This window comes from Salipiger abyssi (genome assembly GCF_017311415.1).
Lineage (GTDB): Bacteria > Pseudomonadota > Alphaproteobacteria > Rhodobacterales > Rhodobacteraceae > Salipiger > Salipiger abyssi_A.
The window spans coordinates 286660-303961 of sequence record NZ_JAEKIS010000002.1 but is presented as its reverse complement, the minus strand read 5'-3'; the positions used below and the strand labels follow the sequence as shown (position 1 = coordinate 303961).

18 protein-coding genes and 1 tRNA gene are annotated in these 17302 nt (G+C 66.1%); 6 read left to right on the top strand and 13 right to left on the bottom strand.

Features of this window, described 5'->3' with window-relative positions; translation table 11 throughout:
• The first annotated feature begins 86 nt into the window (after positions 1 to 86).
• From scpB to I6N89_RS25655, 3 genes are all read left to right on the top strand, one after another.
• Positions 87 to 677 carry an SMC-Scp complex subunit ScpB gene (gene scpB / locus I6N89_RS04800; RefSeq protein ID WP_236016448.1) on the top strand — a complete coding sequence of 197 codons (591 nt, stop codon included), beginning with the start codon at positions 87 to 89 and terminating at the stop codon, positions 675 to 677.
• Between the two features lie 71 nt (positions 678 to 748).
• Positions 749 to 946 carry a hypothetical protein gene (locus tag I6N89_RS04795; protein WP_207017071.1) on the top strand — a complete coding sequence of 66 codons (198 nt, stop codon included), beginning with the start codon at positions 749 to 751 and terminating at the stop codon, positions 944 to 946.
• A gap of 173 nt (positions 947 to 1119) precedes the next feature.
• On the top strand, positions 1120 to 2373 hold the full coding sequence (locus I6N89_RS25655) for a diguanylate cyclase domain-containing protein (protein WP_207017070.1): 1254 nt from the start codon (positions 1120 to 1122) through the stop codon (positions 2371 to 2373).
• A 236-nt stretch (positions 2374 to 2609) separates the two neighbouring features.
• Here the strand turns inward: I6N89_RS25655 and I6N89_RS04785 are convergent, their stop codons facing one another.
• From I6N89_RS04785 to I6N89_RS04750, 8 genes are all read right to left on the bottom strand, one after another.
• Positions 2610 to 3686 carry a 2'-deoxycytidine 5'-triphosphate deaminase gene (locus I6N89_RS04785; protein WP_207017069.1) on the bottom strand — a complete coding sequence of 359 codons (1077 nt, stop codon included), beginning with the start codon at positions 3684 to 3686 and terminating at the stop codon, positions 2610 to 2612.
• Between the two features lie 131 nt (positions 3687 to 3817).
• Positions 3818 to 3894: transfer RNA gene (locus tag I6N89_RS04780), tRNA-Pro, on the bottom strand.
• 77 nt (positions 3895 to 3971) lie between these two features.
• Positions 3972 to 5087 (bottom strand): MerR family transcriptional regulator, encoded by a 1116-nt coding sequence (locus tag I6N89_RS04775; RefSeq protein ID WP_207017068.1) that lies wholly within the window; start codon positions 5085 to 5087, stop codon positions 3972 to 3974.
• Between the two features lie 6 nt (positions 5088 to 5093).
• Complete coding sequence (gene ihfA, locus I6N89_RS04770; protein WP_076704026.1) at positions 5094 to 5396, bottom strand: integration host factor subunit alpha; 303 nt, start codon at positions 5394 to 5396, stop codon at positions 5094 to 5096.
• 108 nt (positions 5397 to 5504) lie between these two features.
• The gene (locus tag I6N89_RS04765; protein ID WP_207017067.1) at positions 5505 to 6476 is read right to left on the bottom strand and encodes a beta-ketoacyl-ACP synthase III; all 972 of its coding nucleotides are present in this window, start codon (positions 6474 to 6476) and stop codon (positions 5505 to 5507) included.
• Positions 6473 to 7591 carry a phosphate acyltransferase PlsX gene (gene plsX, locus I6N89_RS04760; protein ID WP_207017066.1) on the bottom strand — a complete coding sequence of 373 codons (1119 nt, stop codon included), beginning with the start codon at positions 7589 to 7591 and terminating at the stop codon, positions 6473 to 6475. Before plsX ends, I6N89_RS04765 begins: the two co-directional genes overlap by 4 nt.
• Positions 7592 to 7615: 24 nt before the next feature.
• Positions 7616 to 7822, bottom strand: a complete 207-nt coding sequence (rpmF, locus tag I6N89_RS04755; protein WP_076704033.1) for a 50S ribosomal protein L32 — start codon at positions 7820 to 7822, stop codon at positions 7616 to 7618.
• 174 nt (positions 7823 to 7996) lie between these two features.
• A complete protein-coding gene (locus I6N89_RS04750) occupies positions 7997 to 8572 on the bottom strand; it encodes a YceD family protein (RefSeq protein ID WP_207017065.1) in 576 nt (191 codons plus the stop codon).
• A gap of 95 nt (positions 8573 to 8667) precedes the next feature.
• Between I6N89_RS04750 and I6N89_RS04745 the strand changes: the two genes are divergently transcribed.
• Complete coding sequence (locus tag I6N89_RS04745; RefSeq protein WP_236016431.1) at positions 8668 to 9120, top strand: outer membrane protein assembly factor BamE; 453 nt, start codon at positions 8668 to 8670, stop codon at positions 9118 to 9120.
• A 9-nt stretch (positions 9121 to 9129) separates the two neighbouring features.
• Positions 9130 to 9897 (top strand): GNAT family N-acetyltransferase, encoded by a 768-nt coding sequence (locus I6N89_RS04740; protein WP_207017064.1) that lies wholly within the window; start codon positions 9130 to 9132, stop codon positions 9895 to 9897.
• Positions 9898 to 9903: 6 nt separating this feature from the next.
• Here I6N89_RS04740 and I6N89_RS04735 read toward each other — a convergent pair whose 3' ends face one another.
• The 5 genes from I6N89_RS04735 to I6N89_RS04715 form a co-directional block, all read right to left on the bottom strand.
• Positions 9904 to 10848: a phosphoadenosine phosphosulfate reductase gene (locus I6N89_RS04735; RefSeq protein ID WP_207017063.1), complete on the bottom strand. Its 945-nt coding sequence runs from the start codon at positions 10846 to 10848 to the stop codon at positions 9904 to 9906.
• Between the two features lie 161 nt (positions 10849 to 11009).
• A complete protein-coding gene (locus tag I6N89_RS04730) occupies positions 11010 to 12080 on the bottom strand; it encodes a glycosyltransferase family 2 protein (protein ID WP_207017062.1) in 1071 nt (356 codons plus the stop codon).
• Between the two features lie 70 nt (positions 12081 to 12150).
• Positions 12151 to 14493: a glycosyltransferase family 2 protein gene (locus I6N89_RS04725; RefSeq protein WP_207017061.1), complete on the bottom strand. Its 2343-nt coding sequence runs from the start codon at positions 14491 to 14493 to the stop codon at positions 12151 to 12153.
• Positions 14490 to 15122, bottom strand: coding sequence for a sulfotransferase family protein (locus I6N89_RS04720; protein WP_207017060.1), 633 nt, complete (start codon positions 15120 to 15122; stop codon positions 14490 to 14492). The genes I6N89_RS04725 and I6N89_RS04720 overlap by 4 nt, the downstream gene beginning before the upstream one ends.
• Positions 15122 to 16144 (bottom strand): glycosyltransferase family 2 protein, encoded by a 1023-nt coding sequence (locus I6N89_RS04715; protein WP_207017059.1) that lies wholly within the window; start codon positions 16142 to 16144, stop codon positions 15122 to 15124. Before I6N89_RS04715 ends, I6N89_RS04720 begins: the two co-directional genes overlap by 1 nt.
• A 202-nt stretch (positions 16145 to 16346) precedes the next feature.
• Here I6N89_RS04715 and I6N89_RS04710 point away from each other — a divergent pair, with 202 nt between their 5' ends.
• A complete protein-coding gene (locus I6N89_RS04710) occupies positions 16347 to 17255 on the top strand; it encodes an AAA family ATPase (RefSeq protein WP_207017058.1) in 909 nt (302 codons plus the stop codon).
• Positions 17256 to 17302: the final 47 nt, after the last annotated feature.

Sequence of the window (17302 nt, the reverse complement as noted above, 5' to 3'; positions counted from 1 at the left end):
AGGCGCCGGAAACCGGCTCCGTCGCAGAGGCCGAGGCGCCGCGTGAGACGCTGTTCGAGGCGCCGCCCATCGCCGAGCAGGAGCGCATGGTCGAGGCGATCCTCTTCGCCTCCGCCGAGCCGGTGAGCGTGCGCGAGCTCGAGGCGCGCATGCCGCATGGCTGCGACCCGGCGGAGGCGCTGGTCCATCTGCGCAAGCGCTATGAGGGGCGCGGCGTGCGAGTGGTGCGCGTGGGCGATGCCTGGGCGATCCGCACCGCGCCGGATCTGGGATTTCTCATGCAGAAAGAAACGGTTGAGACCCGCAAGCTCAGCCGTGCCGCGATCGAGACCCTTGCGATCATCGCCTATCACCAGCCGGTCACCCGTGCCGAGATCGAAGAGGTGCGCGGCGTCTCGGTGTCGCGCGGCACGGTGGACCAACTGCTCGAAATGGAATGGATCCGCTTCGGGCGCCGCAAGATGACCCCGGGCCGCCCGGTGACCTTTGTGGTGACGCAGGATTTCCTCGATCATTTCGGGCTGGAGAATGCCCGCGATCTGCCCGGTCTCAAGGAGCTGCGCGCGGCGGGGCTGCTCGACAACCGCCCGCCGCCCGGCGCGGTGCCGTTTGCGGGCGAGAGCGAGGCCGGCGAGGATGACGACGCGCCCGGGCAGAGCGAACTCTTCGAGGATTGAGCACGTAAACGCCCAGAAATCTTCGCAATTGTTAGTATTATCCAGGGCTGCGGACAAAGGGAGTGCGAGGCATGAACGGCAATCAGATCGTCAATATGGTGTTGCGTATGGTCATGCGCAAACTGGTCGGTCGCGGAGTGAATGCGGGGCTGAACAAGGCACTGGGATCGCAGGGCCGGAGGCAGGGGCCGGGCGCGGGCAAGGCGCCCGACGGCATGCGCCGGGCACGGCAGGCGGCCCGGATGGTGCGCCGCATGGGGCGGTTCTGAGACCGCCAGGCCTTAACGAAGCATCAACGCTCCGCGCTTAGGCTGCTCCTCCGATGCGTGCCGTCCGGGCCGCATCCGAAGAACTGAGGGAGCGTTCCATGCCTGCACACATTCGGCAGTCCAGAAACCGGTCTCTGGTCGGGAACGGGCCTCGATGCCCATCGTTACGTGGAATGGTCTGGATCCGGGCCGCCTGCCTTACCCTGGTGGCCCTGCTTTGCGTCGTTGCGATCGAGGGACATGTCTATGCGATTCCGCATTTTTATGCGCCGGTCGGGCCGGCGGTGTTCTCGATCCCGACGGTCGTTGCCGCGATACTGAGTTTCGGCGCGGTGCTGATGCAACGCCCCCTGGGGCTGCCGAACCGCGTGGAAATGGCGATCTGGGCGCTGGTGATCTTGGTCTGTCTCGCCGCGCGCTATCTGCATCTGCGCGGGATCACGCTCGGCGCCGGCGAAATGGGGACGAATACGGCGGTCGGGTTCATCCTGCTCGCGCTGGCGCATCTGAGCTTCGGGCGGCTGCAAACCGCGTCCTTCGGTCTGGCGCTGCTGGCGCTGGCGCCGCCTTTCGTGGCGCTGTTTGGCTATCTCAACGGGCATGAGGGCTTCTTCGGCGCGATGTCGCTGCCCACCAGCGCGATGCTGCTGGCGCTCGGCATGGCCGGCATAGCGCGTTTCGTGCGCCGCCCGTTGTTGCGGCCTCTGGTCAGCACGTCGCCAGTGGGCCGCGCAACCCGCATGACGGTGCTGCTCTGGGTCGGCTGGCTGATGGGCGAAGCGCTGATCATGAAGGCGGTGGCGCTGCCCTACCGCTCGGCGGCGCTGATGGTCTTGCTGATGGCGATGGCGGTCTGGGCGCTGGCGGCGATGCTGTATCTCGGGATGAAGGCCGAGGCGCGCAGCCAGCGCCGGCGCGAAGATGCCCGCGATCTCGCCGCGGCGCTGCGGCTCGACCCGCCGAGCGGGTTGCAGTCGACGGCCATGGCCGCGATCTATATGCGCGCTTTCGGGCAGATCGGGCCTGTTGGGCTGATCATGCTCGGCATCGACCATTGCGAGCGGCTGAACGAGCGCCATGGCGACGGCACGAGTGCGCGCATCCTCGATCTTCTGAGCGCGCGGGTGGCCGCCGCGCTCGGGCCGGGCGAGGTGCTGGTGCGCCGCGACGACGGCACGCTGCTGGCGCTGACCCACGGGCTCGACCAGGACGCGCTCGAGGCGCGGGCCGAGGCCCTGCGTAAGCTCGGCATCGGGCTCACCGGGCAAGGCGCGGATCAGCTCCCGGCCTTTACCCTTTCCGCCGGCGCGGTGCGCGCCCGTCGCGGCGATCTCTCGCTGTCGCCGGCGGCGGCCCGCGCCGAGGCCGCGCTGCGCGAGGCCGAGCGGGCGGGCTGCAACCGCGTGGTTCTGAAGGTCGCCGCTTGAGCGTTGCGCCGCGTGAGCCCCGGCGGCGTTGGCACCTTGCCGGGGGGGGGCAGACTGGCCCGGGCCCGGCAAGCGCACTCGCGGCAGGCGCAGATCCCTCGACAGGCGTGGCGCCAAAGGGCGCTATTACGACAGATCGACTATGCGCGCAAGGCCGAGCTCGGGGCCGCGCTGTCGTCGTGATCGCTGTGCCGCGCGGTCTGGTGCACCTTGCGGGGGGATGGCCGCGCGACGGCTCAGCCCCGGAAATGCTTGGAAAGCTTGAGCCCCTGGCCCTGATAATTCGAGGCAATCCCCGCGCCATAGAGCTGCTCGGGTGCTTCATCCATGCGCTCATAGACCAGCCGTCCGACCACCTGGCCGTGCTCCAGCACGAAGGGCGCTTCGTGGCAGCGCACTTCCAGCACGCCGCGCGAGCCGGTGCCGCCGGCGCCCGCATGGCCAAATCCGGGGTCGAAGAAACCGGCGTAGTGCACGCGGAATTCCCCCACCATGGCGAGATAGGGCGCCATCTCGGCGGCGTAAGCCGGCGGAATATGCACCGCCTCGCGGCTCACCAGAATATAGAACGCGTCCGGGTCGAGGATCAGCCGACCCTTGTCGCTGTGCAGCGGATCCCAGAATTCCGCCGGATCGTAATGTCCGATCTTGTCGAGGTCGATCAGCCCGGTATGCGGTTTGGCGCGCCAGCCGACCAGCGTGCCCGCATCCGGTTTCAGATCGACCGAAAAGCCGAGCCCCTCGCCGATCACCGCAGGCCCGCCATTGACCAGCGTCTCCGCTTCGTGCAGCGCGCTCAGCTCGGCATCGCTCAGCACCGACTGGCCGCGGCGAAAGCGGATCTGGTTCAGCCGCATGCCGGTGCGCGCCAGCACCGAAAAGCTGCGCGGGCAGATCTCGGCATAAAGCGGCCCGTCATAGCCGCGCGGCACGCGGTCGAACTCGGTGCCGCCATCGGTGATGGTGCGGGTCAGCAGGTCGAGCCGGCCGGTGGAGCTCTTGGCGTTGGCGACCGCCGTCAGGTCACCGGGCAGGGAAAGCCGTTCCAGCAGAGGCACCACATAGACGCAGCCCTTTTCCAGAACCGCGCCCCGGGTGAGATCGACGCGATGCATCTCGAACTCGTCGAGCCGGTCGGCGACGCGGCGCCCGGCGCCGGCGAGAAACGACGCGCGCACGCGGATCGCCTCGGTACCGAGCCGCAGGTCGAGGCTGGCGGGCTGGATCTGGCCGGGCGCGAGATCGGCGCCGGACTGAATGGCCCCCGATGCGATCATCGCGGCGATTTGCTGGCTTGCGAGCACCCCTGTCATGCCTTGCTCCTCTGCTTCGGACGTCCTTAGCAAGCGCGCGCGCCGAAGGGGAGGGCAAAAAAGCCCTCGGCAGGAAGCCGCGCCGCATGCCATGCAGACATGCGTTTGCAATCAGAAGGTTAGGGGATATTTGGTCGGGCTAGCAGGACTCGAACCTGCGACCTTCCGTCCCCCAGACGGACGCGCTACCAGGCTGCGCCATAGCCCGACTTGATGGACCTGTGTCATACCGTTTTTACCGGCGGGGGCAACCCCCATTTGCACGAAAATCGGGCGGCAGGCCAGTTAACGAGACGCGCGCCGCCCAGCGTTCGCCGCCAGCGCGCGCAGCGCCGCCATCTGCGGTGCCAACGCCTGCGCCTGTTCAGGGCTGAGCCGCTCAACCCGTGCCAGATAGGAAAGAATACCCGGCGGCGGTGGCGGCATGTCCGCGAGGGGCGGAACCTCGGGGATGACGATGGCGGTCGGAGGCTCGGGCGCAGCTTCCTCAGCAGGCAACGGCTCTGGAGAGGACTCTTCGGGCAGCGCGGTGACGGCCGATTCCGGCTCGAGCGGCGGCAGGTCAGGCTCGGCCGGGGCAGGCGATTCGTCGGCCGGCGCGATTTCCGGTGCGGCGGCTGGTTCGTCCCCCTGCGCATCGGCGCGCTCTTCAAGAGACTGGCTGAGAAAATCGGGCAGATCGGCGCCGTTGTCTTCCAGGACGGGCTCGGAGGGCGCGCCTTCGGCAAAGAGATCGGCCTGGTCATGGGCCTCTTCCGCCGGGTCTTCTTCGGTCTCTTGCGAGCCCTCATCGGCAAAGGCCTCGTGGGGCATCTCCGGAGCCGTTTCGGGCCCGGTATCCAACATGGCCGCCGGCGGTGATTCCTCCGGCACGTCTTCCGGAACAGCCACGTCGTCCTCGGAGGCCAACGGCTCCGCCATCGCCTCGATCCTCTCTTCCGGCTCTGCGTCGGCAGGGGCCTGCGGTTCGGACGGTTCCTCTTCCGCCATTTCGACGGGCGCCGGCTCCTCCGCCGGCGGTGCGGCGGGCTGGGCCGGGGCGAAGGGCAGGACCGTGCCGGTCTCGGGCTCGGCCTCGGTATAGGGCGCGTCTTCGACCAGCTCGGCGATGTCATCCTCGTCGTCCAGCGGCAGCGGCGCCAGGGCGGAGACGTGTTTCACGCCTTTCTCACGCAGCACTTTCTGCACGCCCTTGATGGTCATGCCATCGTCATGCAGCAGCTTCTTGATGCCTGAAAGCAGGCCGATATCGCCGGGGCGGTAATAGCGCCGCCCGCCGGCGCGCTTGACCGGTTTCAACTGGGTGAACTTGCTCTCCCAGAACCGCAGCACATGGGCGGGCGTGTCCAGCAGCTCCGCCACCTCGCTGATGGTGCGGAATGCATCGCGGGACTTGCTCATGTGTTCTTATCCTTTGTTGCCCGCCGCCACGCGCTCTTTCATCAAATGCGACGGGCGGAAGGTCAGCACGCGGCGCGGCTGGATCGGCACCTCTTCGCCGGTCTTGGGATTGCGCCCCACGCGCGCCGCCTTGTCGCGTACCGAGAAGGTTCCGAAAGACGAAATCTTGACCTGTTCGCCGCTCACCAGCGCGTCGGACATGTGCTGAAGCACCGCCTCGACCAGTTCGGCGCTTTCGTTGCGCGACAGACCGACTTCGCGGAACACCGCCTCGCTCAGATCCATACGCGTCAGAGTCTTTTCGCTCATACCCGTCCCTCCCGGTTTGCAGGCAGCATAGGCCCGGGGAATTTTCCGAGTCAATATCAAGCACTTGCGACAGCGTATTCAGAGCGTGAAAACGCGCCTTTGCAGGAATTACCAGCGCAGCAGCACCGAGCCCCAGGCGAGACCGCCGCCGATCGCCTCGGTCACGACGAGATCGCCGGGCTTGATATCGCCCTGCGCCTTGCCCACCGACAGCGCGAGGGGAATCGACGCGGCGGAGGTGTTGCCATGATCCTGAACCGTCACGATGACCCGGCTCATCGGCAGGCCGAGCTTTTTCGCGGTGCCGGCGATGATGCGGATATTGGCCTGATGCGGCACGATCCAGTCGATCTCGGACGGGTCGACCCCTGCCTTTTCCATTGCGGTCTCGGCGGTGGCGGCGAGCTTGGCGACCGCGTGGCGGAACACCTCCTTGCCCTCCATGCGCAGATGGCCGATGGAATTGGTGCTCACCCCGCCATCCACGTAGAGCAGATCGCGGTAGCGCCCGTCGGAATGCAGATCGACCGAGAGCACACCGCGGTCGTCCTTGCCGCCATCGCCCTCGCCGGCTTCGAGGATCAGCGCGCCGGCGCCGTCGCCAAAGAGCACGCAGGTGCCGCGATCGGTCCAGTCCATGATGCGCGAGAAGGTCTCGGCACCGATCACCATGATGCGCTTGGCCGCGCCCGACACGATCAGCGCGTTGGCATTGGTCAGCGCAAAGACGAAGCCGGCGCAGACTGCCTGCACGTCGAAGGCAAAGCCGGTTTCCATGCCCAGCCGCGCCTGCACCATGGTGGCGGCGGAAGGGAAGGTGAGATCCGGGGTCGAGGTGGCGACGATCAGCGCATCGAGATCCGACGGCTCCAGCCCGGCATCGGCCAGCGCGGCCTGCGCGGCGCGGGTGGCCAGATCGGAGGTCGTCTCGCCCTCGGCGGCGAAGTGGCGGCGTTCGATGCCGGAGCGGGTGCGAATCCACTCGTCGGTCGTGTCCAGGGTTTTCTCGAACTCTGCGTTGGGTACGACGCGCTCGGGCAGATAATGCCCGACCCCTGCCACCTGCGCCCGTATGGTCATGGATCCGTTCCGTCTTTTTTCTGCTCGTCGCCGGCGATTGCGGCGCTGTCTTCCGCCGTGCTTGCGGCGGAGGCGATGCGGGCGGCGAGTCTGTCGCCAAATCCCGATTGCGCCAGATCGTAGGCGAGTTCGACGGCGGCGGCTACACCTGTCGCATCCGCCGCCCCGTGGGATTTCACCACCGTGCCATTCAGGCCGAGGAACACGCCGCCATTCTTTCGACGCGGATCGATGCGCGCCTGAAGCCGCTTCAGCGAGGTCAGCGCCAGCAGGGCTGCGATGCGGGAAAGCGGCGAATAGGCAAAGGCCTCACGCAGGAACTGGCCGATCAGCGAGGCGGTGCCTTCGCCGGTCTTCAGCGCGATATTGCCGGTGAAGCCGTCGGTCACGATAACATCGCAGCGGTCGCCGGGAATGTCGCCGCCCTCGGCAAAGCCCACGAATTCGAAATTGCCCTGTTCGGCCTGCGCGGCGATCAGGTCATGCGCCTGTTTCAACTCGGCGCGGCCCTTGTGCTCTTCGGTGCCGACGTTCAGCAACCCGATGCGCGGGCGGTCGAGTGCCAGCCCGTTGCGGGCATAAGAGGCGCCCATCAGCGCGTATTTCAGCAGATCCTGCGCGTCGGCGCGGATATCGGCGCCGACATCGAGCATGACGTTGAAGCCTTGCGGGTTCTTCGACGGCCAGAGCACGGCGATGGCGGGGCGGTTAACGCCCGGCAGCTTGCGCAGCCGCACCATCGACAGCAGCATCAGCGCGCCGGTATTGCCGCAGGAGACCGCCACGGTCGCCTCGCCATTGCGCACCGAATCGAGCGCGGACCACATCGAGGTGTCCTGGCCGTTGCGCATGACATGGCTGGGCTTGTCCTCCATCGAGACAACGCCCTGCGCGTCGCGAATCTCGCAACGGCCCGAAAGGCGGCGTTTCTTCTGGACGAGGGGTTCGAGCTGCGCGGCAGGACCGTGCAGCAGGAATCGCGCGCTGCGGTTGCGGCGCGCAAAGATATCAAGACCGGCAACGATGGTTGCCGGGCCACGATCGCCGCCCATGGCGTCGATGGAAAGGACCAGAGGCCCGTTTGCCGGCCGGTTATCCTGTGCGGAGGAACTCATGCGGCGCCCGGGCCTTCAGGACATTCAGGCTGCGTCTTCGTCCAGCTCGATCTCGTCGGCCATGGCGACGACTTCGCGCTCGCCGTAGTGACCGCAGGAGGGGCAGACGTGATGCGGGCGCTTGAGTTCGCCGCAGTTGTCGCATTCGTTGGGGTTGCCGGCAACGAGAGCGTCATGCGCCCGGCGGTTGTTGCGGCGCGATTTGGATACTTTGTTCTGTTGGACGGCCATGTCTCAACCTCGATCTTTCGCGTGATGGGGGGCATTTCGATGCCCGGTTCCGTTCGGGCGTGCCCGGCCTCATAGTCGCAAGCAGAGGGCCATGGCAACCCGGAATCCCGATGAAGGCGCGAAAATAGGGGTTTATTGCAAAACCGCAAGCGCAATTTCGCCGCGCGGGCAGGGCTAGGCACCGTTTTCACCATCGTCCTTGTCGCTGGCCAGCTTGTCGCGCAGGCCCGAGAGCGCGGCAAAGGGGTTGGGGCGCGCCTCCTCAGGCTCCGGTGCGGCCTCCTCGGCCAGAGCAGTGGCGACCGCCGCCGCGCCCTCGCTATGGGGATATAGCGGCAGCGCCAGGGTCAGTGACTCTTGCATCACCGCACGCAGGTCGATCACATTGGGCAGCGGATCGGCATCGTCCTCGGGCGTCTCGATCTCGGATCCTTCGGTGGGCGTCGCGATCTGCTCTTCCGGGCGCCAGAGCCGTTCGACGGATTCGTCGATGCGCGTGGTCACCGGGTCGAGCGTGACCACGCAGGGCTGCGTTACAGTGGCGCCCAGTTCGGCCACCAGTCGCCAGGAGCCGCGCCCCTCGGGGCGAATCTCGCCGGCCAGCCGCAGCTTGCGCAACGCCAGCAGCCCCAGCGAGTCGGCGAGCGCGGCGCGCTGATGCTCGTCGGGGCGGATGTCGAAGGCGGTCGGTGCGTTGTTGCGCAGTGCCGCCACCCGGAGTCTGTCGTCGCTCTTTCCGCTTCTGCTCATGGGCCCGCCTTTCCTTTGCTTGAACGGCTTGGCTTGGTTATGTAATCCGGGATAGAAACCCGCAAGGGCCAAGACAAGAGGGCAGGGCGCAGTCCATGGCAATACCCGGAAGACGAGTGATGGCGGCGATGCTGGCCGTGCTGGCGCTGACCGCCTGCACGGCGCAGTACCGGAGCCACGGCTATGCCCCTTCCGAAGACGAGCTTCAGCAGATCGTGCCCGGGGTCGATACCCGGGGCACCGTCGAGGATGTGATCGGCGTGCCGACCACCTCGGGCGTTCTGAACGAGGGCGGCTTCTACTATATCGAATCCGAGATGCGGCAGTTCGCCTGGAAAGCGCCGGAAGTCGTCGACCGGCAGGTGCTGGCGATCACCTTCGACGAGGCGGGCGTGGTCGATAATATCGCGCGCTACGGTCTCGAAGACGGCAATGTCGTGCCGCTGTCGCGTCGCGTCACCCGCACCACCGATGGCGAACTGAGCTTCATCCGCAAACTCTTCGGCAATATCGGCGGGCTGGCGCTCGGCGATTTCATGGAACAGTAGGACCGGGACATGAGCCCCCGGCAGGACAGTGGCGCCGCGGGGGAAGGGCCGGATATCCTGTTGCGGCGCGGGCGCTATCGCGCCCGGCTGGCTGTGAGCGACGCCGATCTGGCCGCCGCGCAGGCGCTGCGCGGGCGGGCGTTTTTCGGCGAAACCGGCCCCAGCGATGCCGATGGCTTCGATCCGCTCTGCCGGCATGTGCTGGTCGAGGACGCCGCCGGTGGCGCGCCGCTCGCCTGTTACCGCTATCTCTGGCTGGAGGACGGAGCGTCGATCACCGAGAGCTATGCGGCGCAATATTACGATCTGAGCCGGCTCGACGGGTTCGGCGGGCCGATGCTTGAGCTCGGGCGCTTTTGCATCCGTCCCGGCCCCAGCGATCCCGATATCCTGAGGCTGGCCTGGGGTGCGATCACCGGGCTGGTGGATTCGGGCGGGGCAAAGCTGCTCTTCGGCTGCGCCAGCTTTCAGGGCACCGATCCGGCGCGCTATGCCGCCGCCTTCGCGCATCTGCGCGCCCGTCACGCGGCGCCGGAGCGCTGGCGGGTGGGCGAAAAGGCGCGTGAGCGGGTGCGATTCCCCGAGCAGGGCGCGGATGCGCGCGCGGCGATGAAGCTGATTCCGCCGCTGCTGCGCACTTATCTGGGCATGGGCGGCTGGGTCAGCGACCACGCGGTGGTGGATCGCGCGATGAACACGCTGCATGTCTTCACCGGCGTCGAGGTCGCGGCGATTCCCCCCGCCCGGGTGCGGGCGCTGCGCGCGATCACCGACTGAGACCGATCAGGCCTCGGCCTTTGCCTTGGCGTGGCCCGCTCGGAGCGCCTGGAGATGCCGGGCAAAGCGCGGCGCATCGAGGCGCGCGGTGACATTGGCACAGAGCGCCTCGGCCAGTGCCTGCCGGCCATCGCCCTCGACCCGCGCGAGCAGTTTGCGGAGATAGGGCGTATGATCGCGGCGCTTGCGCAGCATCCGCGCGAAACTGAGCGCGTCGAGCCTGTCTTCGGCGGCGGCTTCGAGAATCGGCACGAAGAGCCCGAGATCCAGCAGATCCCCCTGAAGTGCGCTGCCCATAAAGGGCACGCGGAAGCGGGTCACGTTGCGGCGCTCGAACAGCGCCGAATGCATCGCGTCGAGCCGTTCGCGCGGATCGAAGAGCACATAGCCCTGCTGCGCAGCATCGAGCATGTCGGGCGCATAGCCGTAGCGCGCGGTGAAATTCAGCCGTCGCATATCGGCGAAACGGTCGTCCCAGTCGGTGATGCGCGGGTCGAGCGTGGCCTGCGGCTGGAGCATCACCACCCGCGCGCCGGGGGCGGTCACCGAATAGGCGCCGGCGGCATAGCCGCAGGGGCCGGCGCCATAGAACACGATGGTTTCGAAATCGTCGAAAAAGCCGTCATCGAGCAGCTGGTCGAAGAAGTCATAGACCAGCGCATCGCGAAACCAGGTGTCGCCGGCAGAGATCACCGCGAGCGAGGACCAACCCTTGGTATTGGCCAATTCCCAGCCCAGAGGGGTGGCGGTCTCCGACAGTGCTTCGATGCCGGGCAGGGACTCGAAGCTCACCAGAAGCGTGTCGCCGCGTTCGACAAAGACCGCCTGATGGCGTTTGCCGAGCGGTTCGGAGAATCCTTCCGCCTCGCCGATATCCGAGATCGCCTTGATCCACTGGCCGCGCTGAAGCCCGGTAAGATCGACCGCTGAAAGGTCTGTCTGATCCTGCATGGTTGCCTGCCGTTCTGCGTGTCGCGTTAGCGCGTCGTTAATTGTGGGGACTCTGTAAGCGGTTTGAGGCGGAATTATGCAGAAAGCTAGGAAAGTTTACGGGGGGTTGGATGATTGTCGACAAAATGGCCAAGGTTGGCGCGCGTAACCGGCAACCTGCTTCATTCATGGCCCTTGCCGGTGTCCCCGTAGGAGGATGCGCGCGCGCTGTTGGCATACCCATGCAAAAGCCGCGCTCCCTGCGGCGTCAGCGGCCGGCTTGGCGGCGTCATCATAAGCCGGCCCATCAGCGCGCGATAGGGCTCCTCCAGCATCAGCGCCTCGAACCGCGCCTTGCGCCAATCGACGGCGGCGGCGTGCAGCTCTGCAAGCCGTGGATCCGCTGCCAGCGCCGCGCGCTGCTCTGCCACCTGCTGTGCCAGCGCCAGGATCGAGCGGTCTTCGTCGCTGTTGAAATTGCGCTCCACCCAGTAATCCAGCCCCAGCATATGCTCGGAATGCACGGCGCGGCCCCGGTCGGCCTTGAGCACATAGCTCTCCATCGCGCCCAGCGGATAGTGATTGAGCTGCGCAAGCGCATAGTTCGAGCGGCCGTAATTGGAGAAAATCCGCCGCGTGCGGAACTGCGCGTCGAGCGCGCGCCCCTCGCCATCGAACCAGCGCGCGCCGCTCACACGCGCCGGATCGGGGTTGCGCGGCCGATGCACGCCGAGTTTCCGGTAGATGCCATTGTTGCGGTAGAGCGTCTTGAACATCGCCGAGCGCCAGGGCCAGACCATGCGCACCGGCGCGGCGCGGGTGAACTGCTCGGGGATGGGGCTGTCCTTATAGCGAAGCACACCGGCATTGCCAAAGAGCCGCCAGGTGAGCGTGATGGCATCGGCTTCGGGCAGGGCGGCGATGAGGTCGGGCAGCGTGCGCCCGCCCACATGCACATTGACGAACTCGTCCACATCGAGCGGCAGCAGCCACTTGGCGGCGCGCACGGCGTCGCAACGATCCGCGCGTTTCAGCCCGGTGAACTGGATGCCGCCCTGATCGTAGGGGCCGTCGTTGCGGATATGGGTGACATGGCCCATCTCGGCAAGCCGGTCGAGCAGCGCGTCGGTGCCGTCGGCGCAATCGTTCGAGAGCGCCACCACATGGTCGATGCCGCAGATCAGGTGATGCGCCAGCCAGTCGAGCAGAAAGGCGCCCTCGTTGCGCACACAGAGAATCGCGGTGATGCTCATGGCAGTCCTGCCTTCGGGAAACCCGCCCCGGCCCCCGTGCCGGGATGGGCCTGTCGCGCCTCGCCCATGGTCAGCTCTCCATATCGAGCGCGAGCGCATAGGCCACGCGTTCGGGGTCCGTCAAACGCAGGGCAAGCGCGCGCTGGTAGAGTTCTTCGAACTCAGGTGTCGCATGCAGAGCGTCGGCCTTGGCGCGGTGCCAGTCCAGCCCGTGATCGTGCCATTTGCGCAGCTCGGGATCGGCGAGCAGCCTATCATATTCCGCGCGGACCCGGGGGATATTGCGCTTGATGGTGAGATCGCGCGCGCCGGTCCAGTCCATGCGCACCCAGTAATTGAGCCCGATGGAGCGATCCACATGCAGCGCGCGGCCGCGTTGGCGTTTGATCAGAAAGCTCTCGGCGCTGCGCAGGGCGTAATGGTTGAGCTGCACCAGATCGTAGCCGATGCTCTTGCGCGAGCTGCGCCAGCCGTTGCGCAGCGCCTCGCCGGTCATGTCGGCACCAGAGCCGTTGACCCATTTCACTTTGTCATCAAAGCCTTGCAAGAGCTTGTTCGGGCGATGACAGGAGAGCTTGCCATAGGCGCCAATATTGCGGAACAGCGTCTTGAAGCCCCAGACCGTATGCGGCTTGGGACAGTATTTCGGGGCGCAGCGGTCGAACTGGTCGATCACCAGCTTGTCCTCGAGCCGCGCCACACCGTTATGGCCGAAGAGCCGCCAGGTCATGGCGATATTGGTGGCGTCGGGCACGCACTGAAACAGATCCTCCAGCGTGCCGTTGCCGCAGCGCACATTGATGAACTCATCCACGTCGATATGGGCGATCCATGCGGCCTCCTTGACCATCGGTTCTGTCAGCGCGCTGTCGAGCGCATGCTGCTGCGGCGAGTTGCCCGTCCAGTCGTCATTGTCGCGATGGGTGAGCACGCCCATCTCCTGCAACCGGGTGAGGATCTCGCGCGTGCCGTCCTCGCAACCATTTGTATAGATGAGGAAATGATCAACCCCGATGGCGCGGTGATAGGCCACCCATTCGACGATATAGGGCGCCTCGTTCTTCATGCAGCCGACGATGACGGCGCCGCTGCCGCCCTCGGTGGGGGGATATGGCGCGGCCTCGGCCTCCTCATCGAGATGGCCCAGCCGGTTATGCGGCGCAAAGACCGAGCCTTGCAGCTTCGCCAGCGCCTGGATCGCCTGCGGCGGCAGATGCGCCTTTGCCGAGGGCGAGAGCGTCAGTGTCTTCTCGATTCGGGGCTTTGCCGCCGGGTCGAGCGCTGCAAGATCGGCGGTCTTGGCGGCGAGCTCCTGCTTGCTCGCCTGCGTGATGCGCCAACGGAAGGCGAGCAGGTATTGCGTGGCGCGAAAGCCGCGCGTCGGGTCGGCCTCCTGCCAGTCTTCGGTGGCCGGATCCGGGGTCAGGTGATCGGGATCGAGCCCGGGATGGGTGGCGCAGAGCGCGGCGAGATCCCTGGCGAAGCGCTGCGAGACGGCAGACAAGCTTCCCGCGTCAATTGGCGCGCCGGACACTTTGATTTCATTCAGAAACTTCCGCCAGAGCGGGCGCGGGAGGACAGCTTCATGCTGCGCCAGATAGCGCAGCAGTACGTCGTTGAGTTGCCGGCATCGGGCCAGCCAGGCGGCGGAAGGCGCGGTTGGCGGCGTCACGGGGTCGGCCTTGCCGATGGTGTCTGCGATGTCGAAGGCGGAGCGCAGCTCTTCGGTGGTGGCCTCGCCATAGAGCCGCTCCGGGGAAATGCTGCGGAAGATCACCGAGCCCGGCCCGAACACCGCCTCCCATTCCTTCTGCAACCGCTTGTAATCGAGCCAGAAAACCGCGCCCTGCGTTTCAGGGAACCGACCCGCGCGCGGGTCTGCCGCCGGGCGTGTGTCGAGCGCCGACTGCCACCAGTCGGGCGCATCGGCGAGACCGAGTTCCTGTGTCAGCGGCGCCGCGCGCCCGTCCATCACCTGCGCCGCATAGCGCCGGGCCAGCATGCGCGCCGGATCGTCGAGATGCGCCACGATGCGGATGTCTTCGGAAATCGGTGAAAGAATGTCCCGTAGTGATTTGATTCCTCTCTGAGATATAAGAGAAGATCCGAGCTGGTGCGCGGTCAGGACCAGCGTGTCGGGCCGGGCCTGCTCCACCTCCTGAGTGAGCTGGGTCACCACCGCCTGACGCAGCGCCGCCTGTTTCTCCGGCGCGATGAAACCCCGGTTGAAGCGCAGCGAATCCACCGCCTCGGGATCGGTGACCGCCATGAAGAGCCGGGTATGGTTCTTGGTGCCGGGCGAGCGGGGAAAGAGCACACCCTTACCGCCGAGCTGGTCGCGCTTGGCCTGCAACACCCGTTGCAGCCGGTCGGTCACGGTCGCGTCGGGGCCGATATGTACATAGATCCTCATGCCGAGCCGGGTGCTTTCAGGGATCTGTTTTCATTCGCTTTTCCCCACCACGGAAGCTCCAGCCCCAAAAAGTCGGAGAGCTTTTTCGGCGCCTCCGGATCGGCGGTGTCATATTCCAGAAAGCGGGTATCGCCGGCGAAAATGTGGCGCAGGAAGGCGTAATGCTGCGCCACCCACTGCGCCCGTTGCAGCCGCGTCTCGCCATAGCCGGCGGGCAGGCCGGGGATATTGCCCTCGGGCAGCCGCCGCGTGCCGAGATCTGACCAGCGCAGGATGGAATGGGCGGTATCGTCCGGATCGCGCCAGGAGGCGACAAAGCGCAGATCCGGATAGCGGCTGCGGATCGCCTCGATCAGGCCGAAATCGGTCTGCGGCCAGAGGCAGAGCGTTGGGTTCAGGACGGAAATCTCGCTCAGCGCATCCAGCGCGCCGAGATGTTCCAAAGGGTCTCCAGCGCCGAAATAGCCGTCATAGAGCTGCCGCGCCACATAGCTGCCGGCGATGGTCTTGTCCGGGCAACTGCCCCGGCGCAGCTTGAAATCCGCCACCGTGAGGCCCGCACGCTGCAAAGCCACGCCCAGCGTCGTGGTTCCGGTCTTCGGAAGTCCAAGATTTATGATGTGAACCATTAGGTTGTCAGTCCAAGTTCATGTCGGATCTCAAGTTCGCCGGGCGGGTAGGGCGGCAGCGCGTGCAGATGCTTCCACATCTCCGCATGGGCGGTCTTCCTCTTGAGTTCATTGACCTTTTCGAGATGCAGGCGCACCGCCTCGTCATGCAGCGCGCCGATCTCTCCGCGCTTCATATCTGCCAGAGCCGCCTCAAGCGCGGGTAGGTAGCGGTGGATTGAACGCTCCTCCCAGGCGCGGTCGTTGCGCTCGCGCCAATAGCTGTCGTCAAAGGCCCGGCCCTCGCGGTTGACGTCGCCACGGTCGTTCTTGACGAGATAGCTGTCGAGCGAGCGCAGAGCATAATGATTGAGCGTCGCATAACGCCGCGCGCCGGCGGCGGGAAAGCGGCGGATGCGGCGTGTGTTGGCGGCGGTGTGGAACTTCGGCGGCACCGGGCGGCCAGACCCGTCGGTCCAGCTGGGCAGCTCGGCCCCTTTGGCCTCGCGAAAAAACGGCCGGTGTGCGCCGAAATATTGCAGGGGGAAATCCTTACGGATCAGTGTTTTGACTTCGATGGCGCTGTCTGCGCACCATAGATCGGGATTGTGGGTGCGGGTGAACTGCTCGATCACCGGGCGGTCCTCGAAGCGCTCGATCCCGTCATTGGCGAAGAACTGGAAGGTGACCGAGATCGCCTGCGGAGTGCCGCAGGCCGCGATCAGCGCGGGGATCGTGTGATCGCCCGTTTGGATATTGAGGAACTCGTCCACGTCGGCGATCCAGACCCAATCCGCATCACGCACCAAGGGCTGTTTCGCGGCGTGTTTCAGCGCCTCCATCTGGTAGTTGCGCCCCTTGGCAGGGTTCGGCAGATGCACCACGCCATACTCGCCGAGCGCGTCGAGCAGCCGGTCGGTGCCGTCGGTGCAATCGTTTGAATAGATGAGGAAATCCGTGACGCCGATCAGACGGTTGAAGGCGATCCATTCCAGCAGGAAGGGGCCTTCGTTCTTCACACATGTCACAGCGGTTATGCGCATGGCTGCGCTCCCGCGAAATCGTTGCCCATGGGTCTGCCCGCTGCGCCTGACCGCCCGGCGGTTGCTCCGCCATGGCTTTCTAACTTGCCGAAATCATCGCATCTCGCTGCCGTGTCGTCAATCTGCGGGCGGCGCTCTGCGACCTTGTGGGTATTGACCGGGCCGGTCGGGGCGGGCAAGCCGGAGGGCAGGAGGAGGCCTCATGCAAAACCCCAATTCCATCGACGATGTGCAGGCGATGCTGTCGCAGACGGGCTATGTCTGCGGCCGGGCGCTGGCCACCGTCGTGTTCCTGTCGCTAAAGCTCGGCCGCCCGCTGTTTCTCGAAGGCGAGGCCGGCGTCGGCAAGACCGAGATCGCCAAGGCGCTGGCCGCGTCGCTGGGGCGCCGGCTGATCCGTCTGCAATGCTATGAGGGGCTGGACGCGGCGAGCGCGGTCTATGAGTGGAACTTTCCCGCCCAGATGATCGCCATCCGCACGGCGGAAGCGCAGGGTGATGCCGACCGTGAGATCCTCCAGAAAGAGCTGTTCGGGCCGGATTATCTGGTCGAGCGACCGCTCTTGCAGGCAATGCGGCCCGATGCGAATGGCGCGCCGGTGCTGCTCATCGACGAGCTCGACCGCACCGACGAGCCCTTCGAGGCGTTTCTGCTGGAGGCGCTCAGCGATTTTCAGGTGACCATCCCCGAGCTCGGCACGATCACCGCGCCCGAGCCGCCCATCGTGGTGCTGACTTCGAACCGCACGCGCGAGGTGCATGACGCGCTCAAGCGCCGCTGCCTCTATCACTGGGTCGACTACCCGGATTTCGCCCGCGAGGTCGAGATCCTGCATGCGCGCGAGCCGCATCTGGCCGAGCAGCTCAGCCGCGAGATCGTCGCCTTTGTGCAGGCGCTGCGCACCGAGGATATCTTCAAGAAGCCGGGCGTGGCGGAGACCATCGACTGGGCGAAATGCCTGCTGGCGCTGGATGTGGTCGATCTCTCGCCCGAGGTGATCTCGGACACGCTGGGGGCGATCCTGAAATATCAGGACGATATCGCGAAGATTCAGGGCTCGGAGGCGGCGCGGCTGCTGAAAGAGGCGAAAGCGTCATTGGAACCGGGCTGATCTGGTTGCAGAATAGTCGCGATGGGGCCATGTGACCCCGAAGAGTT